This window comes from Pseudogemmobacter blasticus (genome assembly GCF_003071405.1).
GTDB classification, from domain to species: Bacteria; Pseudomonadota; Alphaproteobacteria; order Rhodobacterales; family Rhodobacteraceae; genus Pseudogemmobacter; species Pseudogemmobacter blasticus.
Genome location: NZ_CP020470.1, coordinates 149,895 through 176,188 on the forward strand (window position 1 = coordinate 149,895; position 26,294 = coordinate 176,188).

Sequence of the window (26,294 nt, forward strand, 5' to 3'; positions counted from 1 at the left end):
AAGGGGCGGGCGTCTTGCGTTGCGGCCCACGGGCGGTGCGGTCAGTCGGCGGAATGGACCAGCCGCAGATGCGGCGCGCGGGGCGGCGGGGCCGGGGCTTCGGCAAGGGCGGGGTCGCGGGTCGGGCCGGGGCTGAGCGGCGGAATGGTCAGCCGGGTTCCGGTGCTGCGCAGCACGGTGAAGCGGCGGGGCGATCGACCCATCTCGCCACTGGTTTCAAGGCAACCCAGGGCCAGATCGCAGCTACCGGAGCCGGACCGCAGCGGCATCAGCAGCAGCCGGGCCAGCAGGCCGGGGCGGCCGATGCCGCGCTCGGCCTCAAGCTGCATCTCGACCACGGCGGGCATTGTGAACACCTGTTCGGCAGACTGGGCCAGTTTCAGCCGGGCTTCGGGCAGGAACAGGCAAGACAGCGGCAGGCCCTTCATGTCCAGACCGGCAAGGTCGGTCAGGCCCATGCCGGCGATGCGCAGACGCAGAAGGCCGGTTCCGATGCGGTCGGCCACGAAGACATGATCCAGCGCCTGCGCCAGACCGCGCGGGTCCAGATCGGCGCGCAAGGGGATCTGGCCGGTTTCGGCGCGCAGCCCTTCCCAATAGGCGCGGACCCGGGCGATGGCGGGAAAGCCGGCGCCGGTTGCGGTCCGGTTGCCGCCGGGGCCGCCCGGAAACGAGAATATCATCCTGACCTCCGTCATGCTGCGGGCGGCGTGTGTTGATGCGATCCGGCGGGTCTGCTAGGCCGGCTGGACCTGCGCGGGTCTTGCCGCAAGATTAGCCTGGATCGCGCGAATTTGGGCGAAAATCTTGTCAAATGGTAAATACCTGCCGCGCGGGCCGGGGCCGGAACAGGAGAAGGCGATGACCGTTTCGATGACAGGCTTTGCCGCGCGCCGCGGCGCCGGGGCCGGCTATGGCTGGCTGTGGGACATCCGCAGCGTCAACGGCAAGGGGCTGGACCTGCGGCTGCGGGTGCCCGACTGGGTGGACGGGCTGGAAGTGGCGCTGCGGGCCGAGCTGCAAAAGGCGCTGGGGCGCGGCAATGTCAGCCTGACGCTGAAGGTGGCTCGCGAAAGCGGGGCGGCGGAGCCGGCGCGGGTGAACCGCGAGGTGCTGGCCGGCGTGCTGCGGGCGCTGCAAGAGGTGGAGGCCGCCGCGATGACGGCTGGCGTGACGCTGGCGCAGGCGACGGCGGCGGATGTGCTGGCCATGCGCGGGGTGATGGATGCCGCCGCCGCCGAGGAGGACACCACGCCGCTGCGCGCCGCCATTCTGGCCGATCTGCCGGGGCTGCTGGCCGATTTCGCCGCCATGCGCGCGGCCGAGGGCGCGGCGCTGGCGGGGGTGATCGGCGCGCAGGTGGACAGCATCGCCGCGCTGGTGGCCGAGGCCGCCCGTCTGGCCGAGGCGCGGCGCGACAAGGCGGCGGACAGCCTGCGCGCGGCGCTGGCGCGGCTGACTGCCAATGCCGAAGGTCTGGATGAGGCGCGCATCGCGCAGGAGCTGGCGCTGCTGGCCGTGAAGCAGGACGTGACCGAGGAGCTGGACCGGCTGGGCGCCCATATTGCCGCCGCCCGCGCGCTTCTGGCCGATGCCGCGCCGGTGGGGCGCAAGTTCGATTTCCTGATGCAGGAATTCCTGCGCGAGGCGAACACGCTGCTTTCCAAGGCGCAGGACATTGACCTGACCCGTGTCGGCCTTGACCTGAAGACGGTCATAGATCAGATGCGCGAGCAGGTTCAGAACGTGGAGTGACGATGGCGCGCCGGGGGCTTCTTCTCATCCTGTCCTCGCCTTCCGGGGCGGGAAAATCCACGCTGGCGAAGAAGCTGATGGTCTGGGACACGTCCTTGCGCTTTTCGGTTTCGGCCACGACCCGCGCCCCGCGCCCGGGCGAGGTGGACGGGCGCGAGTATTACTTCAAGACCCGACCCGACTTCGAGGAGATGGTGCGCACCGGGCAGATGCTGGAACATGCCGAGGTGTTCGGCAATTTCTACGGCAGCCCGCGCGCCCCGGTCGAGGCGGCGATGGCCGAAGGCCGCGACACGCTGTTCGACATCGACTGGCAGGGCGGCCAGCAGATCCGCAATTCGGGGCTGGGGCGGGATGTAGTGTCGGTGTTCATCCTGCCGCCGTCGATTGCCGAGCTGGAGCGACGGCTGCGGTCGCGGGGGCAGGACAGCGACGAGGTGATCGCGGGGCGCATGGCGAAAAGCCAGGACGAGATCAGCCATTGGGCCGAATATGATTATGTGCTGGTCAACCGCGACCTTGACTCAACCTTTGCGCAACTTATCAGCATCGTGGAAGGGGAACGCAGCCGCCGCGACCGCCAGCCCGACCTGGCGGATTTCGTCCGTGGCCTGAACCGGGAGTTCGACGCAAGATGATCTATGAACTGGACGGGATCGCGCCGGAGATTCACCCCGAGGCCTGGGTGGCGCCGGGCGCGCATGTGATGGGGCGGGTGGTGCTGGGGGCCGGGGCCTCGGTCTGGTTCGGGGCGGCGCTGCGCGGCGACAATGAGCCGATCACGGTGGGGCAGGATACCAACATCCAGGAAAACTGCGTGCTGCACACCGACATGGGCTTTCCGCTGGTGATCGGCGCCTTCTGCACCATCGGCCACAAGGCGATGCTGCATGGCTGCACCATTGGCGAGGGCAGCCTGATCGGGATGGGGGCGACGGTGCTGAACGGCGCGAAGATCGGGCGGGGCTGCCTGATCGGGGCCGGGGCGCTGGTCACCGAGGGCAAGGAAATTCCCGACGGGGCGCTGGTGATGGGCGCGCCTGGCAAGGTGGTGAGGATGCTGGACGAGGCGGGCCGGGCGCGGCTGCTGCAATCGGCGGCGGGGTATCGTGCCAATGCCGAACGGTTCCGCAAGGGGCTGAAGGCGCTGTAGGGCGCCATCGCGGGAACGGGTTGGAATATTCGTTCCATTCGTGCTAGCCTTGCCCCTGTGCCCGCAGGAGAGGCCAGATGGACGTGAAGACCCCAACGCCGCCGGCGACGGTTGACGAATTCCGCGACCGGCTGGCGGCGCTGGCCGATTCGCTGCCGCGCCGGTTGCAGCAATGCGCCGATTTCATCGCCGCGAATACCGACCGGATTGCCGTTTCGACCGTGGCGGAACTGGCGGCGGGGGCGGATGTGCCGCCTTCGGCGCTGATGCGGTTTTGCCAGATCCTGGGTTTTTCCGGGTTTTCCGACATGCAGCGGCTGTTCCGCGAGGCCTGGTCGCCCGGCCCGCCGGATTATTCCACGCGGCTGCGCAACCTGAAGGCGGGCGGCGCGGGGCGGCCGGCGGCGCTGCTGGCGGAATTTGTCGAGGCGGGGCGGTTGTCGCTGGAATCGCTGACCAAAAGCGTGGACGAGGCGGCGCTGGACCGGGCGGTCGGGCTGCTGGCCGGGGCGGGGATGATCCATCTGGTCGGGCTGCGGCGGGCGTTTCCGGTGGCCAGCTACCTGGCCTATGTGTTTGAAAAGATGCAGGTGCCGGCGCTGCTGCATGATGGCGTGGGCAAGCTGGACCACCGCTTTGCGCTGCGGCCGGGCGATGCGCTGCTGGCGATCACCTTCGCGCCCTATTCGCCGGAAACGCTGGCGCTGGCGCAGGATGCACGCGAGCGCGGCCTTGCCGTGGTGGCGCTGACCGATCAGGCCGGCGGGCCGCTGGCGCGGCTGGCCTCGGCCGCGCTGGTGGTGCCCGAGGTGGATTTCGGCGCCTTCCGGTCGCTGTCGGCCACCATCGCGCTGGCGCTGGCGCTGGCGGTTGCGGTGGGATCGGCGCGCGGGGGATGAATTCCGCTTCCCCTGCGGATCAAGATGGAATATTTATTCCATAGCCCGGAGGGGCCCCGAGTCTGTGCGGGGCGGGGCGGGGGGAACTGCATGAAGACGCTGGATGTGATCACCATCGGCCGGTCCTCGGTGGACCTGTACGGCGCGCAGGTTGGCGGCCGGCTGGAGGACATGGGGTCGTTCCAGAAATACATCGGCGGCAGCCCGACCAATATGGCGGCGGGCACCGCGCGGCTGGGGCTGCGTTCGGCGCTGATCACGCGGGTGGGCGATGAGCACATGGGCCGCTTCATCCGCGAGGAACTGGCGCGCGAGGGCGTGGACGTGCGCGGCGTGAAGACCGACCCCGAGCGGCTGACCGCGCTGGTGCTGCTGGGCATCCGCGACGAGACGCAGTTTCCGCTGATCTTCTACCGGGAAAACTGCGCCGACATGGCGCTGTGCGAGGACGACATCGACGAGGGGTTCATCGCCGCATCGCGCGCGGTGGTGGCGACCGGCACCCATCTGTCGCATCCGCAGACCGAGGCGGCGGTGCTGAAGGCGCTGCACCTGGCCCGCAGGCACGGGGCGCAGACGGCGCTGGACATCGACTATCGCCCGAACCTCTGGGGGCTGGCGGGGCATGGGGCGGGGGAAAGCCGCTTCATCGAAAGCGCCGCCGTGACGGCCAGGCTGCAGGCGACGCTGCCCCTGTTCGACCTGATCGTCGGAACCGAGGAAGAGTTCCACATCGCCGGCGGCAGCACCGACACCATCGCCGCGCTGCGGGCGGTGCGGGCAGTCAGCACGGCCACGCTGGTGTGCAAGCGCGGGCCGATGGGCGCGGTGGCCTTCACCGGCGCCATTCCCGACAGGCTGGACGAAGGGCAATCCGGCCCCGGCTTTCCGATCGAGGTGTTCAACGTGCTGGGGGCGGGCGACGGTTTCATGTCGGGCCTGCTGAAGGGCTGGCTGGACGGCGAGCCCTGGCCGGTGGCGCTGACCTATGCCAATGCCTGCGGGGCCTTTGCCGTCAGCCGGCACGGCTGCACGCCGGCCTATCCCAGTTGGGAAGAGTTGCGGTTCTTCCTGGCGCGGGGCGTGGTGACGCCGGCCCTGCGCAAGGACGCGGCGCTGGAGCAGATTCACTGGGCGACCAACCGGCATGACGACTGGTCCAGCCTGCGGGTCTTTGCCTTTGACCACCGCGCGCAGCTTGAGGCGATGGAGGGCGCGACGCCCGAAAAGATTGGCGCCTTCAAGGAGCTGTGCCTGACGGCGGCCTTGCAGGTGGCCGGTGGCAAGCCGGGCCATGGCATCCTGTGTGATAGCCGTCTGGGGCGGCGGGCGCTGTATCGGGCGGCCGGAACGGGGTTGTGGATCGGGCGGCCGGTGGAATGGCCCGGATCGCGCCCGCTGACGGTGGAGCCCGAGATCGGCGCCGATTTCGGCGGCCTGTCGGAATGGCCGCTGGGCCATGTGGTCAAGGCGCTGTGCTTCTGCCACCCCGACGACGACGCGCAGATGCGCGCCGCACAAGAGGATACCGTGCTGCGGCTGTTCCAGGCGGCGCGGCGCAACCGGCTGGAATTCCTGCTGGAAATCATCCCCTCCAAGGTGGGGCCGGTCGATGACGACACCAGCGCCCGGCTGATCGAGCGGTTCTATGACCTGGGGGTCTTCCCCGACTGGTGGAAGCTGGAACCCTTTGCCAGCGACGCCGCCTGGGACCGGGCCTGTGCGGCGATCCGCCGGCGCGATCCGCATCTGCGCGGCATCGTGGTGCTGGGGCTGGATGCCAGCGAAGGGGCGCTGGCCGCATCGCTGGCGCTGGCGGCGCGGCACGATCTGGTGAAAGGCTTTGCCATCGGGCGGACGATCTTTGGCGATGCGGCGCGCGGCTGGCTGGCCGGCACGCTGAGCGATGCCGAGGCGGTGGCCGAGATGGCCGGGCGCTATACGCGGCTGTGCCGCATCTGGGACGAGGCCCGCGCAGGGGCAGGGGGGAAGGCATGACACAGACGATCCGGTTGACCGCGGCGCAGGCGATGGTGCGCTGGCTGTCGCTGCAACAGGCCGAGGACGGCAGCCGCTTCATCGAAGGGGTCTGGGCGATTTTCGGCCATGGCAACGTGGCCGGTCTGGGCGAGGCGCTACATGCCCATCGCGACGCGCTGCCCACCTGGCGTGGGCAGAACGAACAGACCATGGCGCATATCGCCGTGGCCTATGCCAAGGCCAGCGGCCGGCGCAAGGCGATGGCCGTCACCTCGTCCATCGGGCCGGGGGCGACGAACATGGTCACGGCGGCGGCGGTGGCGCATGTGAACCGGCTGCCGGTGCTGTTCATTCCGGGCGACGTGTTCGCCAACCGCGCGCCCGATCCGGTGTTGCAGCAGATCGAGGATTTCGACGACGGCACGGTGTCGGCGAATGACTGTTTCCGCCCGGTGGTGCGTTACTTCGACCGGATCAGCCGGCCCGAGCATCTGCTGACCGCGCTGCCGCGCGCGCTGCGGGTGATGACGGACCCGGCGAATTGCGGGCCGGTCTGTCTGGCCTTCTGCCAGGACACGCAGGCCGAGGCCTATGATTACCCGGTGGAGTTCTTCACGCCGCGCGTCTGGCACATCCGCCGCCCCGAGCCGGATGCGCGCGAACTGGCCGAGGCGGTGGCGGCGATCCGGGCGGCGAAGCGGCCGCTGATCGTGTCGGGCGGCGGGGTGCTGTATTCCGGGGCCGAGGCCACGCTGCTGGACTTTGCCCGCGCCCATAACATTCCGCTGGTCGAAACGCAGGCGGGCAAGGGCGCGGTGGACTGGGAAGAGCCGCTGCATTTCGGTTCGCCCGGCGTGACCGGCACCGGCTGCGGCAACAAGCTGGCCGCCGAGTCCGATCTGGTGATCGGTGTCGGGACGCGGTTCCAGGATTTCACCACCGGGTCGTGGACGGTGTTTTCGGCGCCGGGGCGCAAGCTCTTGTCGATCAACATCCATGGCTATGACGCGGCCAAGCGCGCCGCGCAGCCGCTGGTGGCGGATGCGAAGGTGGCGCTGGAGCGGATTTCGGCGGCGCTGGACGGGCACCGCTTTGCCGACCCGGATTTCAAGGCGCGGGCGGACTGGTTCGCGCTGACCGACGGGATCTTCAGCCAGCCTTCGGGCAACGAACTGCCGTCGGACGCGCAGATCGTGGGGGCCGTGGGGCGGGTGGCCGACAAGAACAGCCTTGTCATGTCGGCCTCGGGGTCGATGCCGGGGGTGCTGCATGTGCTGTGGCGCGCGGCGCAGGGCGGCTATCACATGGAATACGGTTTCTCCTGCATGGGGTATGAAATCGCCGGGGCCATGGGCATCAAGATGGCCCGGCCCGCGCGCGAGGTGATCTGCCTGCTGGGCGACGGGTCCTGGATGATGGCCAATTCGGAACTGGCGACGGCGGTGATGATGGGCGTGCCGATCACCGTGGTGCTGGTGGACAACCGCGGCTTCGGCTGCATCAACCGGCTGCAGAAGGCCACCGGCGGGGCGCCGTTCAACAACCTTCTGGACGATGCCTTCCACGTCAACCAGATGGCCTTGGATTTCGTCAGCATGGCGCGGGGACTGGGTGCCCATGCGGTGAAGGCCGCGTCTCTGGTCGAGCTGGAGGCAGAGTTGGTGAAGGCGCGGTCGGCCAGCGTTCCGACGGTGATCGTGATCGACGCCGATCCGCTGCCGGGAACCGGCGCGGGCGGCACCTGGTGGGATGTGGCCGTGCCCGAGGTTTCGGACCGGCCCGGCGTGAACGAGGCCCGCAAGGGCTATGAACAGGGCATCAAGGCCCAATGGCTTGTGAATTGAGGGCAGCATGATCCTTTTCGGCACCAACCCCATCGCCTGGGCGAATGACGACGACCGCAGCATCGGGGCCGATATTCCGACCGCGCGGATTCTGGACGAGGCCGGTCGCCAGATCGGTTTTGACGGGATCGAGAACGGCCACCGCTGGCCGGATGACCCCGAGGAATTGCGTGCGCTGCTGGCCGGTTACGGGCTGAAGTTCATCTCGGGCTGGTATTCGACGGAACTGCTGGTGCGGTCGGTCGAGGACGAGATTTCCGCCTGTCGGCACCATCTGGCGAAGCTGCGCCACAATGGCTGCAAGGTGATGATCGTCTGCGAGACCTCGAACGCGATCCATGGCGACGCGGGCCGTGCGGTGAATGACCGGCCGCGCCTGACGGCGGCGGAGATGACCGCCTTTGGCGCGAAGCTGGAGGCCTTCGCGGCGTATCTGGCGGCGCAGGGCGTGACGCTGGTCTATCATCACCACATGGGCACCATCGTTGAATCGCCCGAGGAGATTGATGCGCTGATGGCGGCGACGGGGCCCGCGACGCATCTTCTGTTCGACGCCGGGCATTGCGCCTTTGGCGGCGGCGATCCGGTGGCGGTGCTGACGCGGCATGTGGGCCGGGTGCGGCATTTCCATGCCAAGAACATCCGCCCCGACATCGTGGCGCGAGTGCGGGGCGAGGGGCTTTCGTTCCTGCAGGGCGTGGTGGCCGGGGCCTTCACTGTGCCGGGCGATCAGGAGGGCGGCGTGGACTTTGCGCCCTTGCTGAAGATTCTGGCGCAGGCGGGCTATGACGGCTGGATCGTGATCGAGGCCGAGCAAGACCCGAAGGTGCGCAATCCGCTGCTGTACCAGACGCTGGGGCTGGCGACGCTGAAGCGGCTGGCGCGGGACGCCGGTCTGGTGTGACCCCCGCCGGAGTGCGGTGAGGACGGAGGAAAGCCATGGTCGATCTGCTGCGGAAACCCGCGGGCGTGCGGGGCAAGGTGCATGACATAACGCCCGAGGCGGCGGGCTGGGGCTATGTCGGCTTTTCGCTGTACCGGCTGGCGCCGGGCGATGTGGCGGCCGAGGTGACGGGCGGGCGCGAGGTGATTCTGGTGCTGGTCGAGGGCAAGGCCCATGTGACCGGCGCCGGGCAGGACTGGGGCGTTCTGGGCGACCGGATGAACGTCTTTGAACGGACGCCGCCGCATTGCCTGTACCTGCCGGACGGCACCGACTGGCGGGCGGTGGCAACCACGCCCTGCACGCTGGCGATCTGTTCGGCGCCGGGCAAGGGCGGGCATCCGGCGCGGCTTCTGGGGCCCGAGGGCATTGCGCTGACGCCGCGCGGCACCGGGGCGAACCAGCGGTTCATCAACAACATCGCCATGGAGGCGGCCGATGTGGCCGACAGCCTGCTGGTGACCGAGGTCTTCACCCCGGCGGGCAACTGGTCCAGCTATCCCAGCCACCGGCATGACGAGGATGACTTCCCGCGCATGACCTATCTGGAGGAAAGCTATTATCACCGGCTGAACCCGCCGCAGGGCTTTGGCGTGCAGCGGGTTTACACCGAGGATGGCACGCTGGACGAAACCATGGCGGTGAAGAACCATGACGTGGTTCTGGTGCCGAAGGGGCACCATCCCTGCGGCGCGCCCTACGGCTATGAGATGTATTATCTGAACGTGATGGCGGGGCCGCTGCGGAAATGGCGGTTCCAGAACGATCCCGATCACGACTGGATCTTTCGCCGCGACAATCCCGGCGTGTGACGCCTGCGGGGCTTGCCCCGCGCCGCGAAGCCGGGCAAGCAGGGGCCATGCCCGCGCTTGCCGAGATCATCGACGCCCTGCCGCTGCCCGCCCTTGTGGTCGAGGCGGGCGAGCAGCTTGTGGCCGCCAATGCCGCCGCGCTGCGCCTGTTGCCGCCCGGATCGTTGGGCCGGCCGCTGGCGCTGGCCTTGCGGGCGGCGGATTTGCTGGATGGCGTGGCCGAGACCATGGCCGGCGGCCCGGCGCGGGAGCTGCGGCTGCGGCTGGTGCAGGACGGGGCCGAGCATATCTATCTGGTGACGCTGGCCGGTCTGGGGCAGGGCGCGGCGCGGCAGGTGCTGTGCACCTTCCGCGACACCAGCGCCGAAGAGGCGGCAGAAGCGATGCGGCGCGATTTCGTGGCCAATGTCAGCCATGAGCTGCGCACGCCGCTGACCGCCCTGACCGGCTTCATCGAGACCTTGCAGGGACCGGCGCGCGACGATCCGGCCGCGCGCGAGCGGTTCCTGTCGATCATGGCGCGCGAGGCGGGGCGGATGAACCGGCTGGTGCGCGACCTGCTGCAACTGAGCCGGGTCGAGGCCGAGGAACGGGTGCGCCCGCGCGATCCGGTCGATCTGGCGGCAGTGCTGGCCTCGGTCCGGTCAACGCTGCGGCCGGTGGCCGAGGGGCTGGGGTCAACGGTGCGGATCGACGCGCCGGCGGGGGCGATTCCGGTGCCGGGCGACCATGACCAGTTGGTGCAGGTGTTTTCCAACCTGATGGAGAACGCGCTGAAATACGGCACGGCGGGGCAGGAGGTGCGGGTGACGGTGACGCGCGAACCTTCGTTCCGCGGCCCGGCGGTGCGGGTTGCGGTGGCCGACCGGGGCGAGGGGATCGACCCGGTTCACCTGCCGCGCCTGACCGAACGCTTTTACCGGGTGGACAGCCACCGTTCGCGCGAAAAGGGCGGCACCGGGCTGGGGCTGGCCATCGTCAAGCATATCGTGGCCCGGCATCGCGGCTGGCTGAAGATCGACAGCGTGAAGGGCGAGGGATCGACCTTCACGGTGATCCTGCCGGTGGTTTAGGCCGCGCCGGGGGTGGGGGCGGCCAGCAGACCCTCGGCCACCCGCCGCAGCGGGCCGCGCATGGCGACCCGGGCCGTGCGGCGCAGGCTGTCCAGCCCGATCAGCGCGCCATAAAGGGCAACGGCGCCGTCTTCGGCCGCGGCGGGGGACAGGCCCGCTTCGGCCAGAAGGTCGCGCAGGGCGGCGATGCGGTGGCGATCGACCCGGGCCAGAACGGCGCCGGCGCGCGGGTCCACCCGGCCCCAGTCGCGGATCGCGGGTTCCAGGGCGCCGCCGGCCACCTCAACCTCGGGCAGGACCGAGACCAGATCGACCAGACGCAGGAGCCGCGCCCGCGGATCGGCCCCGGCGGCCTGGGCCGCCGTGGTGATGGCGGTGGTGGCAAGCGCCGCCCAGGCGTCAAGCATGGCCTGATGCAGCGCGGCCAGATCCTTGAAATGCCAGTAGAACGACCCCTTGGTCGCGCCCAGGCCGCGCGCCAGCGTTTCGGCCCGCACCGCCTGCGGCCCGTCGGCGGCCAGCGCCCGGAAGCCGGCCATCACCCAGTCTACAGGCCCAAGCCGCAGCTTCGGCATGTTGCTGTCCGCTTCCGCGCTGCTGACCGCCTGCACCCGCCCCTCCTGCCTGATTGCCGGATACCTGATTGCCGGACGGGGACAGCCTAGCGGCGGTCTGGTTAACAATGTCCCAACGGCGGTGGCTTCCCTTGCACCGCGCCGCAACCCGGCGTAAGGCCAGCCGCAACCCCCGCCAGACAGAGGTTTGCCGATGATCCCGCGCTATTCCCGCCCCGAGATGGTCAAGCTGTGGTCGCCCGAGACCCGGTTCCGCATCTGGTTCGAGATCGAGGCCCATGCCTGCGATGCGCAGGCCGCGCTGGGGGTGATCCCGAAGGCCAATGCCGAGGCCGTCTGGCGCGCGAAGGACGTGGAATTCGACGTGGCCCGCATTGACGAGATCGAGGCGGTGACGAAGCATGACGTGATCGCCTTCCTGACCCATCTGGCCGAGATCATCGGCAATGAGGAAGCGCGCTTCGTGCATCAGGGGATGACCAGCTCGGACGTGCTGGACACCACGCTGAACATCCAGCTTGTGCGCGCGGCCGATCTGCTGCTGGCGGGCGTGGACCGGGTGATGGCGGCGCTGAAGACGCGCGCGCTGGAACACAAGGACACCGTCCGCATCGGCCGCAGCCATGGAATCCATGCCGAGCCCACCACGCTGGGCCTGACCTTCGCGCGCTTCTATGCCGAGATGAAGCGCAACCGCGAACGGCTTGAAAACGCGCGGAAAGAAGTGGCGACCGGCGCGATTTCCGGCGCGGTCGGCACCTTCGCCAACATCGACCCGCGGGTCGAGGAGCACGTCTGCAAGGCGCTGGGGCTGGTGCCCGAGCCGATCTCGACCCAGGTCATTCCGCGCGACCGCCACGCGATGTATTTCGCCACGCTGGGCGTGATCGCGTCGAGCATCGAGAACGTGGCGATCGAGATCCGCCACATGCAGCGCACCGAGGTGCTGGAGGCGGAAGAGTTCTTCAGCCCCGGCCAGAAGGGCAGCAGCGCCATGCCGCACAAGCGCAACCCGGTGCTGACCGAGAACCTGACCGGCCTTTCCCGGCTGGTGCGCATGGCGGTGGTGCCGGCGCTGGAAAACGTGGCGCTGTGGCACGAGCGCGACATCAGCCATTCCAGCGTGGAACGGATGATCGGCCCCGATGCCACGATCACGCTGGATTTCGCGCTGCACCGGCTGGCCGGGGTGGTGGAAAAGCTGGTGGTCTATCCCGAGAACATGCTGCGCAACATGAACAAGTTCAAAGGGCTGGTCATGTCGCAGCGGGTGCTGCTGGCGCTGACGCAGGCCGGCGTGTCGCGCGAGGACAGCTATCGCCTTGTGCAGCGCAACGCGATGAAGGTCTGGGAGAAGGGCGCCGACTTCAAGACCGAGCTGCTGGCCGACCCCGAAGTGACCGCCGCGCTGACCCCGGCCGAGATCGAGGAAAAGTTCGACCTTGGCTATCACACCAAACATGTGGACACGATCTTCAAGCGTGTGTTCGGGTAAGCCTCGCAGGTGCCGGAAACCACGGAAGCCGATCCATGGGCCAGATGACGGACCACGCCGCAACCCCGCCGGCCGCGCCGCAGTTCGGCGCGGAGCGGCTTTCCGTTGCCCCGATGATGGACTGGACCGACCGGCATTGCCGCTATTTCCACCGGCTGATGACGCGGCGGGCGATGCTGTATACCGAAATGGTGACGGCGCCCGCCATCGTGCACGGGCCGAAGGCGCGGCTGCTGGATTTCAGCGCCGAGGAACACCCCGTCGCGCTGCAACTGGGCGGGTCGGACCCGGCGGAGCTGGCGGCGGCGGTGCGGATCGCGCGCGACTGGGGTTATGACGAGATCAACCTGAACTGCGGCTGCCCCTCGGACCGGGTGCAGTCGGGCTGTTTCGGCGCGGTGCTGATGGAGCGCCCGGCGCTGGTGGCCGAGTGCGTGGCCGCGATGGCGGCGGAAAGCCCGGTGCCGGTGACGGTGAAATGCCGGATCGGGGTGGATGACCAGACCCCCGAGGAGGTGCTGCCGCGCTTCCTGGAAACCGTGGCGGCGGCGGGCGTGCGGCATTTCGTGGTTCATGCGCGCAAGGCCTGGCTGCAGGGCCTGTCGCCCAAGGAAAACCGCGATATTCCGCCGCTGGACTATGACCTTGTGCTGCGGATGAAGGCCCGCTTCCCCGAGCTGACGATCTGCCTGAACGGCGGCGTCACCACGCTGGATCAGGCGCGCGGCCTGCTGGCGCAGGGGCTGGACGGGGTGATGATCGGCCGCGCGGCCTATCAGGAACCGGGGCAGGTGCTGATCGGCGCCGATGCGCTGTGGGGTGAAGACTTCGCCCCCGATCCGGTGGCCGTGGTGCGCGCCATGCTGCCCTATGTCGAGGCGCATCTGGCCGGGGGCGGGCGGCTGCACCAGATCACCCGGCACATGCTGGGCCTGTTCCATGGCCGCCCCGGCGCCAAGGGCTGGCGGCAGGTGCTGTCGGTGGAAGGCGTGCGCGAAGGCGCCGGCCCCGAGGTGCTGCTGGCCGCGCTGGAGCGGATCACGGCGCCGACACTGGCGGCCTGACCTGTCGTTTCCCGGCTGGCGCCCTGCGCCCCGGCGGGGATAGACAGGGGGGAAGATGCCGCGAAGGAACCGCCCATGCCCATTCCAGAGATGTCCACGCTGATTCCGCTGCTGCTGGCACTGATCGTGATCGGCGGCTTTGCCGGCGTGGTGGGGGGGCTTCTGGGGGTTGGCGGCGGCATCGTGCTGGTGCCCGCCTTCTTTTACGCCTTTCATGTGCTGGGCTATGGGGGCGATCAGGTGATGCAGGTCTGTGTTGCCACCTCGCTGGCGACCATCGTCGTTACCTCGATCCGCTCGACCACATCGCACAACCGCAAGGGCGCGGTCGACTGGGCGGTGCTGCGCACCTGGGGGCCGTGGCTGGTGGGCGGGGCGGCGGTCGGCGTGTTCATCGCCGCGCGGGTGCCGTCAACGGTGCTGCAGGCGGTGTTCGGCATCCTGGCCGGGCTGGCCGGGCTGTGGATGGCCTTCGGCCGCGACAGCGCAAGGCTGGGCGATGCGATGCCGGGGGAACCCGTGCGCGGGCTTCTGGCCACGGCCACCGGGTTCTTTTCGGCCCTGATGGGCATTGGCGGCGGCACCTTCGGGGTGCCGCTGATGACGCTGTTCGGCGTGCCGATCCACCGCGCGGTCGGCACCGCTTCGGGCTTCGGGGTGCTGATCGCGGTGCCGGCGGTGCTGGGCTTCCTGTTCGTCAGGATCGCCGAGGCGCCGCCCTGGACCATCGGCGCGATCAACCTGCCGGCCTTCCTTGTGGTGATCGGCACCACGCTGCTGACCACGCCGCTGGGGGTGCGTCTGGCCCATGCGATGAACCCCAAGCCGCTGAAACGCGCCTTTGCCGTGTTCCTGACGCTGGTGGCGCTGAACATGCTGCGCAAGGTGATCTGGTGACGGCGGACCCGGGCTGGCGCCGGATCGGGCCGGACCCGGCCATCGCCGCCTGGGCCGCGGCTGCCTTGCCGCCGGCCCGTGCTGCCATTGCCGCCAGCCCTGAACCCTGGCGCTGCGGCGGCACCTGGTTCGTGGGCGTGGATGCCCTGCCGAACGGCCCGGATGGCGGCATGGGCGGGGTGGGCTTCCCCTGGTCCGCGCTGCCGCTTGCGCCGCAGCCCCTGCATCGCGGCCAGCTTTCCACCGTGGTGCCCGGCTATCCGCAGCCCTCGCCCGACGAAGGGGCGGCGGCCTTCGGTTTCCGCCAGCGCCGCGACGCCGCCCATCTGGACGGGCTGCTGGCCGTGGGCCAGGACCGGCAACGCATGGTGAAAGAGCCGCACGCCTGGATTCTGGGCCTGCCGCTGACCGACTGTGGGGCGGGGGCGGCGCCGCTTGTGGTCTGGGAGGGCAGCGCCGAGGTGATGCGGGATGGTCTGCGCCGGGCCTTTGCCGGAACCGACCCGGACCTCTGGGATCAGGTCGATGTGACCGCCGCCTACAAGGCAGCCCGGGCCGAGGTGTTTCGTGTCTGCCGCAGGGTGGAACTGCCCGCCCGTCCGGGCGAGGCGCTGCTGCTGCACCGGCTGATCGTTCACGGCGTCGCCCCCTGGGCCGAAGGGGCCGCCGCCCCTGCGGAAGGCCGGATCACCGCCTATTTCCGCCCGCTGCTGCCCAGCGTCGCCGCGTGGCTGACAGAGCCCTGACCGCAGGCAGCCCCCTTCATCTTGGTCCAAATACCCCGGGGGTGCGGGGGCAGCGCCCCCGCGGGCGCCGCTCTCCGCCGACCGTTCTCAGCTTTCGGCGCGGTCCAGCCGGGCCATGCGGCCACCGCGGCGCTTGTGCAGGCGTCCGGCGCGGGCGGGCAGGTCTGCCATCAGCTCTGCCCGGGCTTCATGTGTCATCCGCGACCAGCCCGAGATTTCCTCGATCGTGCGGTAGCAGCCGACGCAGATGCGTTCCTCGGGGTGCACGACACAGAGCTTGATGCAGGGCGACTGGATCTCGTCACGCTTCCAGAGGTCATCCTTCACGGGTCGCTCCGATCCTGGCCCATATGCGCCAGCCGGTCCAGCGCGCCTTGCAGGATATACCCGGCGGCCACGGCGTCGATCACCTCTTTGCGACGCTTTCGCGACGCATCCGCCTCAAGCAGCGCCCTTTCGGCGGCCACGGTGGACAGCCGTTCATCCCAGAAGGTCATCGGCAGGTCGCACAGCCGTTCCAGATTGCGGGCGAAGGCGCGGGTCGATTGCACGCGCGGGCCTTCGCTGCCGTCCATGTTCAAGGGCAGGCCCAGCACCAGGCCGCGCACCCCGCGCTCGGCCAGAAGCGCCAGCAGGGCGGCGGCATCCACGGTGAACTTGACGCGGCGGATCACCGTGGCGGGCGTGGCGACCGACCGGCGCAGGTCCGAGATCGCGACGCCGATGGTCTTTTCGCCCAGGTCAAGCCCGGCCAGCGCGCCCGAGGCGGGCAGCAGGGCGTGCAGCGCGGCAAGGTCGGCCACGATCACGGGGCAAGTCCTGCGGCGGTGGCGACATCGGCAAGGCTGGCCAGCGCGTCGGGCTGCGAGGCGAAGCGCTGCTTGGCCTCGGCATAGATTTCCTGCGCCTGGTCCTTGCGGCCCAGCACCCCCAGCGCGGTGATCAGTTGCGCCCATTCCTGCGCGCTGCCGCCTTCGGTGGCCAGCCGGTTGGAAAGCTGGTCCACCATGCCCTCGATCATCGCCTGGCGGTCTTCCGGTGTCATGTCGGCGGCGGCGGCCATGTCGCCGGCCGAGGGGCCTTTCAGCGCCGGCATGTCGTAGCGGATGCCGGCCAGACGGGCGGCGTCGGGCAGTTGGGTGGCCAGCGGCTGCATCCAGGGCGCATCGGGGGGGCTGCTTTCATAGAGCGGCTGCCAAAGCTGGAAGGCGTGGTCGTAGCGGCCGCTCTGGGCGAACATCAGCCCCGAGAAATAGCGCGCGGTGCCGTTCTGCGGGTCCAGTTCCAGCGCCTTGACCAGCGCCGCCTCGGCTTCGGGGCTGACATAGCCGCCGGCCCAGCGGATCAGGATTTCGGCCAGACCCGCGTGATCCTCGGCGGTGGCCGTGGCGCCCTTGACCGCAATCAGGCGGCGCTGTGCGGTTTCGGCGGCAGCGAAATTGCCAAGCGCGGCCTCGTTTCGGGACAGCAGTTCCAGCCCCCGCGGGTCGGTCGCGGTGGCGGGGTCGACGCTGGCGCGCAGCTTGTCCATCAGCGCGGCATAATCGGGCGAAACCTCGGGTGCCTTGGCGGGCGGCAGGTCGGCCACGGCCTGCGCCTGCGAGGGGCGCGAGGCCATCAGGTGATCTGCTTCGGCAAGGCGGCGGTCCAGCGGCAGGTCGGGATACCAGGGCACGCCGGTCTGGCTGTAGATCGCCAGCGCGCCGCCGCCGGCGGCCAGCACCAGCGCCCCGGCCAGCAGGAGCGGGGTGCGCGAGGCGGTGGCCGCCACCGGACCGGCGGCGGTCAGGGCGCGGTCGGCCGCCAGCAGGCGGCGGGCGATTTCCGTCTTCAGCCGGTCGGCCTCGGCGGGGGGCAGGGTGCCGCGGGCAAGGTCACGGTCCACTTCCGCCAACTGGTCGCGATAGACCGCGATGTCGCGGCGGGCGGCGGGTTCCGCCTCGGCGCCCGCGCGGCGCAGGCTGAGCAGCAGAAGCAGCATCACCCCCAGCGTGAGGGCGCCCGCGATCGTCCAGAAGCCCAACACATCCATTGCCCTGCCATCCCCGGCCCGTTTCCGACATGCCCGATGTAGCGGCTTGGCCCCCCCGGCAAAAGCCCCCAATCGCCGCAAGGGCCTGCGCGGGGGCGCGGATCGCGCAGCCTTGATCGCCCATGTCGCTTTTTTCCCGATTGTGCCGCGGGGAGGCGGGGGTGTAAGTCGGTCGCGTTCCAGACAGGGGGCGGCGAAGCGGCGGCCTGTGCCCCTTTGCTGCCCTGTCCCATGCCCCGTGCGGAGTAGGCTTGCATGAAACGCTATTCGGTCTTTGCCATCGCGCGTGAGGCGCTGCGCTATCACACCGGCTGGGAAAGGGCCTGGCGCAGCCCGGACCCCAAGCCCGCCTATGATGCCATCATCATCGGGGCCGGCGGTCACGGTCTGGCCACCGCCTATTACCTGGGCAAGAACCACGGCATCACCAATGTCGCGATTCTGGAAAAGGGCTGGCTGGGGGGCGGCAACTCGGGGCGGAACACCACGATCATCCGCTCGAACTACTTGCAGGATTCCTCAAGCGCGATCTTTGAAAAGGCGCGCAGCCTGTATGAGACGATGAGCCAGGACCTGAACTACAACGTGATGTTCAGCCCGCGCGGCCTGCTGATGCTGGCACAGACCCACCACGAGGCGCGCGGCTACAAGCGCACGGTCCATGCCAATCGCCTGCAGGGCGTTGCGACCGAATGGATCAGCCCGCAAGAGGTGAAGAAGCTGGTCCCGATCATCAACATCGACGGGCCGCGCTATCCGGTGCTGGGCGCGCAATATCAGGCGCGCGGCGGCACGGCGCGGCATGACGCGGTGAACTGGGGCTATGCGCGTGCCTGTTCCGACATGGGCATGGATGTGATCCAGAATTGCGAGGTCACCGCCATCCGGTCGGAAAACGGCATGGTGACCGGGGTTGAAACCACGCGCGGCGCGATTTCGTGCAAGAAGCTGGGGATCGTGGTGGCGGGCCATTCCGGGGTGCTGGCCGAAATGGCCGGCTTCCGGCTGCCGATCGAATCCATGGCCTTGCAGGCGCTGGTTAGCGAGCCGATCAAGCCCTGCATCGACGTGGTGGTCATGGCCAACACGGTGCATGGCTATATCTCGCAATCCGACAAGGGTGAGCTGGTGATCGGCGGCGGCACCGACGGGTTCAACAACTATACCCAGCGGGGCAGTTTCCAGCATATCGAGGAAACCCTGCGCGCGCTGATCGAGACCTTCCCGATCATCAGCCGGGTCAAGATGCTGCGGCAATGGGGCGGGATCGTCGACATGACGGGCGACCGCAGCCCGATCATCTCGAAAACGCCGCTGGGCAACTGCTTCATCAACTGCGGCTGGGGGACGGGGGGCTTCAAGGCTATTCCGGGGTCAGGCTGGGCGATGGCCGAGCTGGTGGCCAAGGGCGAACCCGGCCCGCTGGCGGCGGAGTTCGACATGTGGCGCTTCAAGGAGGGCCGGTTCATTGATGAATCGGTCGCGGCCGGGGTGGCGCATTGAGACCCGCGTGCAGGCAGCAAATTCCTTCGAAGGAATTTGCAAAAGTTTTCGAAAACTTTTGCGGTTCGACCGCGGAAACGGAGCGCTTCCATGCTCATCCTTGAATGTCCCTACTGCGGCGTGAAGGCCGAGGAGACCGAGTTGCAGCCCGGGGGCGAGGCGCATCTCAAGCGCTTCGGGCCGGGGTCCAGCCCCGAGGATTTCGAGGCCTACATGTTCGCCCGCAAGAACCCCAAGGGCGTGCATTTCGAACGCTGGCGCCATGCCTATGGCTGCGGCAAGTGGTTCCTGGCCGCGCGCTGCACCGCCACGCTTGAGGTCTTCGGCACCTATCCGGCGCAATCGTCGGAACCGCCGGCCGACCTTGTGAACAAGATCAAGGCCAAGCGGCCGGAGTGGAAGGGCTGGAAATGAGCACGCGGCTTTCCAAGGGCGGGCGCCTGATCGACCGTGCCCATGCCATCGAGATCAGCTTCAACGGCAAGCGTCTGCGCGGCTATCGCGGCGACACGCTGTCGGCGGCGCTGCTGGCCAATGACCAGATGCTGGTCGGGCGCAGTTTCAAGTATCACCGCCCGCGCGGCATTGTTGCCAGCGGGGCGGAGGAACCGAACGCGCTGGTCAACCTGGGCACCGGCGCGCGGGCCGAACCGAACCAGCGCACCACCACGACCGAGGCCTTCGACGGACTTGTCGCGGCCAGCCAGAACCATTGGCCCAGCCTCGATTATGACATCGGCGCGGTGAACAACCTTGCCGCGCGCTTCCTGCCGGCGGGGTTCTATTACAAGACCTTCATCCATCCGCGCCCGGCGTGGAAACACCTGTTCGAGCCGATCATCCGCCGCTCGGCGGGGTTGGGGAAGGCGCCGGCCGAACCGGATGCCGACCGTTATGAACAGGTCTATGCCCATTGCGACCTGCTGGTCGCGGGCGGCGGGATCGCCGGCCTTCAGGCCGCGTTGATTGCCGGCGCCGCGGGGGCGCGGGTCATGCTGCTGGAACAGACCGCGCATTGGGGCGGCCGGGCGCCGGTCGATGGCGATGTGATCGACGGCAAGCCGGCGGAAGAGTGGATCAGGGCCACGCTGGATGCCCTTGGCAAGATGGAGAACGTCACGCTCAAGACCCGCTGCATGGTGGCCGGGGTCTATGACCATGGCTATGTGCTGGCCGAAGAGCGGGTGGCCGACCATACGCCCGGCGATGGCCGTCCGCGCAAGCGGCTGTGGCGCATCCGCGCGACGCGCGTCCTGTCGGCGACCGGCGCGCTGGAACGTCCGCTGGCCTTTGCCGGCAATGACATTCCCGGGGTGATGCTGGCCTCGGCGGTGCGGGATTATGTGGGGAACTGGGCGGTTTCGCCCGGCGACCGCACGGTTGTTGTCACCAACAACGATGATGCCTACCGCACCGCGATTGCGCTGAAGGAGGCGGGGCTTGAGGTGCCGGTGATCGTGGATGCCCGGCCGCAGGCCAATGGCGCGCTGCCGCAGAAGGCGCGCGCGATGGGCATCCGGGTGGAAGCCGGGCGGGCCATCGTCAAGGTCAAGGGCGGCAAGCGGGTGACCGGCGTGGCGCTGGGCCTGATGGCGGGCGAGGGCGCCGTGCTGGAAGAGATTGCCTGCGATGCCGTCGCCATGTCGGGCGGCTGGTCGCCGGTGGTGCATCTGTGGAGCCATTGCGGCGGCAAGCTGACCTGGGACCGTGCGCGGGCGATGTTCCGCCCCGATGCGGCCCGCCCGCCGCTGACGCAGGACGGCAGCGCGCTGGTGATCGCGGCCGGGGCGGCCAACGGGGCGCTGACCGGGGCCGAGGCGCTGGCCGATGCGGCCGAGGCCGGGGTGGCGGCGGTGAAGTCGCTGGACCTGAAGGCCAGGACGACGCCGATCGGCAAGGCCGAGGCCGTGGAAGAAGCCATGATCGAGCCGGTCTGGATGATGCCGCAGGGCGCCAAGGCCAGCCTGCGCATGAAGATGTGGCTGGATTTCCAGAATGACGTGAAGGTCTCGGACGTGCAGCTTGCGGCGCGCGAGGGCTATCAGTCGGTTGAACACACCAAGCGCTACACCACGCTTGGCATGGCGACGGATCAGGGAAAACTGAGCAACATCAACGGTCTGGCGATCCTTGCGGATGCGTTGAATGAAGACATTCCCGCCGTCGGCACCACCACCTTCCGCCCGCCCTATACGCCGGTCACCATCGGCGCGCTGGTGGGCGAGGCGCGGGGCGAGATCTTCCAGCCGCTGCGCCGCACGCCCATGCAGGGCTGGCACGAGGCGCAGGGGGCCTATCTGGAACCCGTCGGCCTGTGGCGGCGGCCCTATTGCTATCCGCGCGCCGGCGAGACGCATGAACAGGCGGTGAACCGGGAAATCCTGAACACCCGCGCCAATGTGGGGCTGCTGGATGCCTCGACGCTGGGCAAGATCATCGTGCGCGGGCCGGATGCGGGCCGTTTCCTGGACATGCTCTATACCAACGTCATGTCCAGCCTGCCGGTGGGCAAGTGCCGCTATGGGCTGATGTGCAACGAGCAGGGCTTCCTGTCGGATGACGGCGTGGTGGTGCGTCTGGCCGAGGATACCTGGCTGTGCCACACCACCAGCGGCGGCGCGGATCGCATCCATGGCTGGATGGAAGACTGGCTGCAATGCGAGTGGTGGGACTGGAAGGTCTACACCGCCAACGTGACCGAGCAATATGCCCAGATCGCGGTGGCCGGTCCCAAGGCGCGGCTGGTTCTGGAAAAGCTGGGGGGAATGGATGTCTCGAAAGAGACGATGCCCTTCATGACCTTTGCCGAGGGCGAGCTGGCGGGCATCCCGGCGCGGGTGCACCGGATCAGCTTCTCGGGCGAATTGTCCTATGAAATCGCGGCGCCGGCCGGCCATGGTCTGGCGCTGTGGGAAAAGCTGGTCGAGGCGGGGGCCGAGTTCGGCGTGATGCCCTATGGCACCGAGGCGATGCACATCATGCGGGCCGAGAAGGGCTTTATCATGATCGGCGACGAAACGGATGGCACGGTGATCCCGCAGGATCTGGGGCTGGACTGGGCGATTTCCAAGAAGAAGGCCGATTTCCTGGGCAAGCGCGGGCAGGAGCGGACCTATCTGGCCAGTCCCGACCGCTGGAAGCTGGTCGGTTTCGAGACGCTGGACGGATCGGTCATCCCCGATGGCGCCTATGTGCTGGACGAGGGGACGAACGAATACGGCTTCCGCAAGGCGCAGGGCCGCGTCACCTCGACCTATCATTCGCCGACGCTGCAGAAGGGCATTGCCATGGGGCTGTTGCGCCATGGGCCGCAGCGGATGGGCGAGGTGGTCGAGTTCAACACGATGGCGGGCGGCACGGTGGCGGCGCGGGTGGTGAACCCGGTGTTCCTGGACCCGAACGGGGAGAAGCAGAATGGCTGAGCCGGTGTCCGCCCTGGGGGGCGCGGTGTTCGAGGGCTTTGCGACCGTGCGCGAGATCGGGCCGCTGGGCATGATCACGCTGCGGGCCAAGCCCGATGTGCCGGGGCTTGAGGCGGCGGTGCGCGCTGCGGTTGGAACCGGGCTGCCGGCGCGGCGGCAGATGGATTGGGCCAAGGATCGCGGCTGCGGCTGGATGAGCCCGGACGAATATCTGCTGATCCTGCCCCATGCCGAGGTGGGCCGGGCGCTGGCCGGGATCGAGGCCGCGCTCAAGGGCCAGCATTTCCTGGCGGTGGACGTGTCCGACGCCCGTGCGGTGTTCCGCATCGAGGGCGACAAGGCCGATCAGGTGCTGCGCAAGCTGGCGCCGGCCGATCTGGACGCGATGGCACCGGGCGAATTGCGGCGCAGCCGGATCGCGCAGGTTGCCGGCGCCTTCTGGGCGGGCGAGGGCGGCTATACGCTGGTCGTGTTCCGCTCGGTCGCGGGCTATGTGATGGGTGTCCTGACCCATTCGGCGCAGCCCGGATCTGAACTGGCCTGATCCGCGGGCGGCGGGCCGGTCCGGCCCGCCTGCTTACAGCCGTATTGACAGGAATCGGCTTGCCCTTGACACCTGAGCACATGTCTCAGGGGTTGAATCATGAATTTCATCAAGGGCAGTGTCTTGGGGTTGGTTTTTGCGGCGCAGGTGGCCGGTGCCGCATCGGCGGATGTGGTCTATAAATGCAAGATCGAGGACCAGAGGGTGAACCGGGGCTGGATCCCGAATACCGTGATCGTGTCCCACAAGCCGGGTGCAGCCGAGGCCACGGTGAATGACAACGGGATCATGTACAAATTCGGCAAGCCGATCACGGTGCCGGTCAAGGCAGAAACAGCGGAACGGCTGAGCCTGTCCTGGCAGATCAAGCTGCCGGCGGAACGGGGGGGCGGGTATCTTCTGACCTACTCGCTTTCGGTGTTCAAATCGAAGAAGACCGCCCAGGTGCGGGCGTTGGTGCATGGCTACAGCAGGACCATGCAGTCGCAGGGCACCTGCGAGGTTATGAAAAGCTGAACGGCGACGGGCTGTTTCTGCCCGGGCAAGGCGGCGCGGTTCTTGCCGCGCTAGGGCAGCCGCCCCGGCCCTGCGATGCGACCCAGAGAAAGACTCGGGTTTCCGGGCGTCAAGCCTTGACCTTCCACCGATCCGGTCCCTTATTCAGGACAAGCGCAATTTCCGAACAGGAGACTCACCTATGGCTTTCACGCTGCCTGATCTGCCCTATGCCCATGATGCTCTGGCGTCGCTTGGCATGTCGAAGGAAACGCTGGAATACCACCACGACATTCACCACAAGGCCTATGTCGACAACGGCAACAAGCTGTTGATCGCGTCGGAATATGAGGCGATGAGCCTGGAAGACATCATCACCGACACCTATCAGGCCGGTGCGGTGGCGCAGAGCGGCCTGTTCAACAACGCGTCGCAGCACTGGAACCATACGCTGTTCTGGGAAGTGATGGGGCCGGGCGAAAACAAGAAGATGCCGGGCGAGCTGGAGCTGGCGCTTGCGGAAAATTTCGGTTCGGTTGCCAAGTTCAAGGAAGATTTCGCCGCCGCTGGGGCGGGCCAGTTCGGTTCGGGCTGGGCCTGGCTGGTGAAGGACAAGGACGGGTCGCTGAAGGTGACCAAGACCGAGAACGGCGTGAACCCGCTGTGCTTTGGCCAGACCGCGCTGCTGGGCTGCGATGTGTGGGAACATTCCTACTACATCGACTTCCGCAACAAGCGCCCGGCCTATCTGACCAACTTCCTTGAGAAGCTGGTCAACTGGGAAGCGGTTGCCGCCAAGCTGTAAGGCCGGCACAACCCAGCCATGCAAAGGCCCGCCGGATGCAGTTCCGGCGGGCCTTTTGCTTGCGCTGTGGGCGGATCAGGCGAAGGCCGCCTTCAGCGCCGATTCCAGTGCCGGGACATCCGGCACGGTGGTGTAAAGTGCTGTCACCGACGGGTCGGCGAAGCCTTCGGCCACGATATGGCTGATCAGGGCGTTCAGCGGTTTCCAGTAGCCGTCCTGATCCAGCAGGAAGATCGGCTTGCGGTGCAGGCCGATCTGCGCCCAGGTCAGCACTTCAAAGAATTCATCCAGACTGCCGGCCCCGCCGGGCAGCACCACCACGGCGTCCGAGTTCATGAACATCACCTTCTTGCGTTCGTGCATGTCCTCGGTGACGACAAAGCGGGTCAGATCGCGCTTGCCGACCTCGGCCCGGATCAGGTGGGTGGGGATCACGCCGAAGGTGGCGGCGCCGGCGGTCTGGGCGCTGCGGGCCACTTCGCCCATCAGGCCGACATCGCCGGCGCCATAGACCAGCCGCCAGTCGTTGCGGGCCAGCATGTGGCCGGTGTCGCGGGCGGCTTCGGCATGGGCGGGGTTGCGGCCCGGGCGGGCGCCGCAGAAAACACAGATCGAATGGATGGGCATGAGGGGCGGCCTTCGGGAAAGGGATTGCCTTTCAGGGTAGTATCGGGGTTTCCTTGCAAGGGGAAGCCGGAGTGGGACGGAATGGCGGGTCGGGCAAGCTATGGCGCAAGTTTCGCGGCCGGCATGGCGACGGGGGCTGCGCTGGCGGCGGTGCTGGTGGCCACCTACTGGGGCCTGAGCTGGCGCGACAACCGGGCGCCGCAGGCGGAAGCCGTGGCGCCGGTCGCCGATGCCGCGACCCCGGCCGCGTCACCCGCGCTGCCGCTGGCGGCGTCACTTGAGGCGGGGCCGGAGGGGCCGGTGGCCAGTGGGCCGGCGATCGGCGTCTGGCGGGTGGTGCCGGACGGGACGGCCACCATTGCCGGCACCGCCACGCCGGGGGCCGAGGTGCGGGTCACGCTGGACGGGGTGATGGTGGCCAGCGGCACGGCCGGGGCTTCCGGCGAATTCGCCCTGCTGACCACCTTGCCCGCGACACCTGCGCCGTCGCTGCTGACGCTGGTCGAGGTGCATCCCGACGGGCGCGAGGTGCCGGCGACGCAGATGGTGGCGCTGGGGCCGATTGCCGGGCCGTCTGAGACTGCGGCGACCGAAGCGCCGCCGGCGCTGCTTGTGTCGTCCGAGGGGGCAACCCTGTTGCCGCCGGACCCGGGCACGGCGCCTGCGACGGGGGTGACGGTGGAAACCATCGCCTATGTGCCCGGCGATGTGGTGCAGATCGGTGGGGCGGGGCAGGCGGGCCGGCAGGTGCGGCTTTACCTGGACAATGCCCTGAAGGCCGAGGTCACGGTGCCAGCGGGCGGGCGCTGGCTGGCGGGGCTGACCGGCATCGCGCCGGGGCTTTACACGCTGCGCGCCGACCTGACCGATGCGACGGGCAAGGTGGCGGCCCGGTTTGAAACCCCGTTCCGCCGCGAAACGCCCGAGGCGCTGGCCGAAAGCGCGCGGGCAACCCCCGCGCTGGCCCCGGTGGACGGGACCGAAGCGGCGCCCGCCGCAGGCGACCCGCCGCCGCCCGTCAGCGTGACGGTGCAGCCGGGCAATACGCTTTGGGCCATTGCCAAGGGCCAATGGGGCGATGGCGTGCTTTATGTGCAGGTGTTCGAGGCCAACCGCGACCGCATCCGCGACCCGGACCTGATCTATCCCGGTCAGGTCTTCGTGCTGCCCTCGGCGCCCTGACCTTCGGGCAGGCGGAAGGGCCGGCGCAGCCGTGCCTCGGCCGGGATGTCGGGCCGGTCGTGGCGGCAACAGGCCACCACCTCGGGGTGTTCCATGCAGCAATCGTTCAGGAGATAGGCGATGATGGCGCCAAGCCCGGCGGCATCGACGGCATAGATCACGTTGCGCGCCACCTTCTGCGACCGCAGCAGCCCGGCCTGTTCCAGCGCGGACAGGTGGAACGACAGCCGCGAGGCCGAGAGCCCCAGCGTCCGCGCGATTTCGCCCGCGGGCAGGCCGCCGTCGCCCGTCTGCACCAGCAGGCGGATCAGGTCGAGCCGGTCGCCATGGGCCAGCGCGGACAGGGCGGCAAGGGCTTTACTCTGTTCCATCATTCAACTATTCATGAAGTCTTGAAACGTTGATACCCGGCGATGGCTGCAAAATCAACCGCCGTCGCGAACAGGAC

The 26,294-nt window shown here is 68.6% G+C and carries 27 protein-coding genes; 20 read left to right on the forward strand and 7 right to left on the reverse strand.

The genetic code is table 11. The features are described 5' to 3' along the window. Positions 1 to 41: 41 nt before the first annotated feature. Positions 42 to 683 (reverse strand): PAS domain-containing protein, encoded by a 642-nt coding sequence (locus tag B6K69_RS00715; RefSeq protein ID WP_164681850.1) that lies wholly within the window; start codon positions 681 to 683, stop codon positions 42 to 44. A gap of 178 nt (positions 684 to 861) precedes the next feature. On the opposite strand from B6K69_RS00715, the gene B6K69_RS00720 reads away from it, so the two are divergent. From B6K69_RS00720 to B6K69_RS00760, 9 genes are all read left to right on the forward strand, one after another. Continuing rightward, positions 862 to 1,755: a YicC/YloC family endoribonuclease gene (locus tag B6K69_RS00720; RefSeq protein WP_108642424.1), complete on the forward strand. Its 894-nt coding sequence runs from the start codon at positions 862 to 864 to the stop codon at positions 1,753 to 1,755. 2 nt (positions 1,756 to 1,757) lie between these two features. After that, complete coding sequence (gene gmk / locus B6K69_RS00725; protein ID WP_108642425.1) at positions 1,758 to 2,393, forward strand: guanylate kinase; 636 nt, start codon at positions 1,758 to 1,760, stop codon at positions 2,391 to 2,393. Then, complete coding sequence (locus B6K69_RS00730; protein WP_108642426.1) at positions 2,390 to 2,908, forward strand: gamma carbonic anhydrase family protein; 519 nt, start codon at positions 2,390 to 2,392, stop codon at positions 2,906 to 2,908. The genes gmk and B6K69_RS00730 overlap by 4 nt, the downstream gene beginning before the upstream one ends. Before the next feature lie 77 nt (positions 2,909 to 2,985). After that, positions 2,986 to 3,807, forward strand: a complete 822-nt coding sequence (locus tag B6K69_RS00735; RefSeq protein ID WP_107673040.1) for a MurR/RpiR family transcriptional regulator — start codon at positions 2,986 to 2,988, stop codon at positions 3,805 to 3,807. A 90-nt stretch (positions 3,808 to 3,897) separates the two neighbouring features. After that, positions 3,898 to 5,805 (forward strand): bifunctional 5-dehydro-2-deoxygluconokinase/5-dehydro-2-deoxyphosphogluconate aldolase, encoded by a 1,908-nt coding sequence (locus B6K69_RS00740; RefSeq protein ID WP_108642427.1) that lies wholly within the window; start codon positions 3,898 to 3,900, stop codon positions 5,803 to 5,805. Next, positions 5,802 to 7,631, forward strand: coding sequence for a 3D-(3,5/4)-trihydroxycyclohexane-1,2-dione acylhydrolase (decyclizing) (iolD, locus tag B6K69_RS00745; protein ID WP_108642428.1), 1,830 nt, complete (start codon positions 5,802 to 5,804; stop codon positions 7,629 to 7,631). The genes B6K69_RS00740 and iolD overlap by 4 nt, the downstream gene beginning before the upstream one ends. Positions 7,632 to 7,638: 7 nt before the next feature. Then, positions 7,639 to 8,535, forward strand: coding sequence for a myo-inosose-2 dehydratase (iolE, locus tag B6K69_RS00750; protein ID WP_108642429.1), 897 nt, complete (start codon positions 7,639 to 7,641; stop codon positions 8,533 to 8,535). A gap of 35 nt (positions 8,536 to 8,570) precedes the next feature. After that, positions 8,571 to 9,386 (forward strand): 5-deoxy-glucuronate isomerase, encoded by an 816-nt coding sequence (gene iolB, locus B6K69_RS00755; protein WP_108642430.1) that lies wholly within the window; start codon positions 8,571 to 8,573, stop codon positions 9,384 to 9,386. Between the two features lie 47 nt (positions 9,387 to 9,433). Continuing rightward, entirely contained in the window at positions 9,434 to 10,459 is a 1,026-nt protein-coding gene (locus B6K69_RS00760; RefSeq protein WP_108642431.1) for a sensor histidine kinase, read from the forward strand. On the opposite strand, the gene B6K69_RS00765 is transcribed toward B6K69_RS00760, so the two are convergent. Further along, positions 10,456 to 11,070 carry a TetR/AcrR family transcriptional regulator gene (locus tag B6K69_RS00765; protein WP_108642432.1) on the reverse strand — a complete coding sequence of 205 codons (615 nt, stop codon included), beginning with the start codon at positions 11,068 to 11,070 and terminating at the stop codon, positions 10,456 to 10,458. The two genes, B6K69_RS00760 and B6K69_RS00765, sit on opposite strands and share 4 nt — an antisense overlap. Before the next feature lie 157 nt (positions 11,071 to 11,227). Between B6K69_RS00765 and purB the strand changes: the two genes are divergently transcribed. From purB to B6K69_RS00785, 4 genes are all read left to right on the forward strand, one after another. Next, on the forward strand, positions 11,228 to 12,529 hold the full coding sequence (purB, locus tag B6K69_RS00770; RefSeq protein WP_108642433.1) for an adenylosuccinate lyase: 1,302 nt from the start codon (positions 11,228 to 11,230) through the stop codon (positions 12,527 to 12,529). A 113-nt stretch (positions 12,530 to 12,642) separates the two neighbouring features. Next, entirely contained in the window at positions 12,643 to 13,593 is a 951-nt protein-coding gene (dusA, locus tag B6K69_RS00775) for a tRNA dihydrouridine(20/20a) synthase DusA (protein ID WP_236939038.1), read from the forward strand. 81 nt (positions 13,594 to 13,674) lie between these two features. After that, a complete protein-coding gene (locus B6K69_RS00780; protein ID WP_206340551.1) occupies positions 13,675 to 14,490 on the forward strand; it encodes a sulfite exporter TauE/SafE family protein in 816 nt (271 codons plus the stop codon). Further along, positions 14,487 to 15,236, forward strand: coding sequence for a hypothetical protein (locus B6K69_RS00785; protein WP_228156776.1), 750 nt, complete (start codon positions 14,487 to 14,489; stop codon positions 15,234 to 15,236). Before B6K69_RS00780 ends, B6K69_RS00785 begins: the two co-directional genes overlap by 4 nt. 87 nt (positions 15,237 to 15,323) lie before the next feature. Here the strand turns inward: B6K69_RS00785 and B6K69_RS00790 are convergent, their stop codons facing one another. The 3 genes from B6K69_RS00790 to ccmI are packed head-to-tail and all read right to left on the reverse strand — an operon-like array spanning position 15,324 to position 17,268. Further along, positions 15,324 to 15,563, reverse strand: coding sequence for a DUF1289 domain-containing protein (locus B6K69_RS00790; RefSeq protein WP_107673048.1), 240 nt, complete (start codon positions 15,561 to 15,563; stop codon positions 15,324 to 15,326). Beyond that, complete coding sequence (gene ruvX / locus B6K69_RS00795; protein WP_107673049.1) at positions 15,560 to 16,045, reverse strand: Holliday junction resolvase RuvX; 486 nt, start codon at positions 16,043 to 16,045, stop codon at positions 15,560 to 15,562. Before ruvX ends, B6K69_RS00790 begins: the two co-directional genes overlap by 4 nt. Next, complete coding sequence (ccmI, locus tag B6K69_RS00800) at positions 16,042 to 17,268, reverse strand: c-type cytochrome biogenesis protein CcmI (protein ID WP_108642435.1); 1,227 nt, start codon at positions 17,266 to 17,268, stop codon at positions 16,042 to 16,044. Before ccmI ends, ruvX begins: the two co-directional genes overlap by 4 nt. A gap of 255 nt (positions 17,269 to 17,523) precedes the next feature. Between ccmI and B6K69_RS00805 the strand changes: the two genes are divergently transcribed. From B6K69_RS00805 to B6K69_RS00830, 6 genes are all read left to right on the forward strand, one after another. Next, a complete protein-coding gene (locus B6K69_RS00805; protein ID WP_107673051.1) occupies positions 17,524 to 18,771 on the forward strand; it encodes a sarcosine oxidase subunit beta family protein in 1,248 nt (415 codons plus the stop codon). Between the two features lie 90 nt (positions 18,772 to 18,861). Continuing rightward, positions 18,862 to 19,185, forward strand: a complete 324-nt coding sequence (locus tag B6K69_RS00810; protein WP_108642436.1) for a sarcosine oxidase subunit delta — start codon at positions 18,862 to 18,864, stop codon at positions 19,183 to 19,185. Then, the gene (locus B6K69_RS00815; protein ID WP_108644708.1) at positions 19,182 to 22,193 is read left to right on the forward strand and encodes a sarcosine oxidase subunit alpha family protein; all 3,012 of its coding nucleotides are present in this window, start codon (positions 19,182 to 19,184) and stop codon (positions 22,191 to 22,193) included. Before B6K69_RS00810 ends, B6K69_RS00815 begins: the two co-directional genes overlap by 4 nt. Further along, a complete protein-coding gene (locus tag B6K69_RS00820) occupies positions 22,186 to 22,737 on the forward strand; it encodes a sarcosine oxidase subunit gamma (RefSeq protein WP_108642437.1) in 552 nt (183 codons plus the stop codon). Before B6K69_RS00815 ends, B6K69_RS00820 begins: the two co-directional genes overlap by 8 nt. Before the next feature lie 99 nt (positions 22,738 to 22,836). Further along, positions 22,837 to 23,253, forward strand: a complete 417-nt coding sequence (locus tag B6K69_RS00825; protein WP_108642438.1) for a hypothetical protein — start codon at positions 22,837 to 22,839, stop codon at positions 23,251 to 23,253. A gap of 181 nt (positions 23,254 to 23,434) precedes the next feature. Further along, a complete protein-coding gene (locus B6K69_RS00830; RefSeq protein WP_108642439.1) occupies positions 23,435 to 24,037 on the forward strand; it encodes a superoxide dismutase in 603 nt (200 codons plus the stop codon). Positions 24,038 to 24,112: 75 nt separating this feature from the next. Here B6K69_RS00830 and B6K69_RS00835 read toward each other — a convergent pair whose 3' ends face one another. Beyond that, entirely contained in the window at positions 24,113 to 24,664 is a 552-nt protein-coding gene (locus tag B6K69_RS00835; protein WP_108642440.1) for an LOG family protein, read from the reverse strand. An 81-nt stretch (positions 24,665 to 24,745) separates the two neighbouring features. Between B6K69_RS00835 and B6K69_RS00840 the strand changes: the two genes are divergently transcribed. After that, positions 24,746 to 25,846, forward strand: a complete 1,101-nt coding sequence (locus B6K69_RS00840) for an Ig-like domain-containing protein (protein ID WP_108642441.1) — start codon at positions 24,746 to 24,748, stop codon at positions 25,844 to 25,846. On the opposite strand, the gene B6K69_RS00845 is transcribed toward B6K69_RS00840, so the two are convergent. Then, entirely contained in the window at positions 25,816 to 26,220 is a 405-nt protein-coding gene (locus B6K69_RS00845; protein WP_228156777.1) for an ArsR/SmtB family transcription factor, read from the reverse strand. The genes B6K69_RS00840 and B6K69_RS00845 overlap by 31 nt on opposite strands. Positions 26,221 to 26,294: the final 74 nt, after the last annotated feature.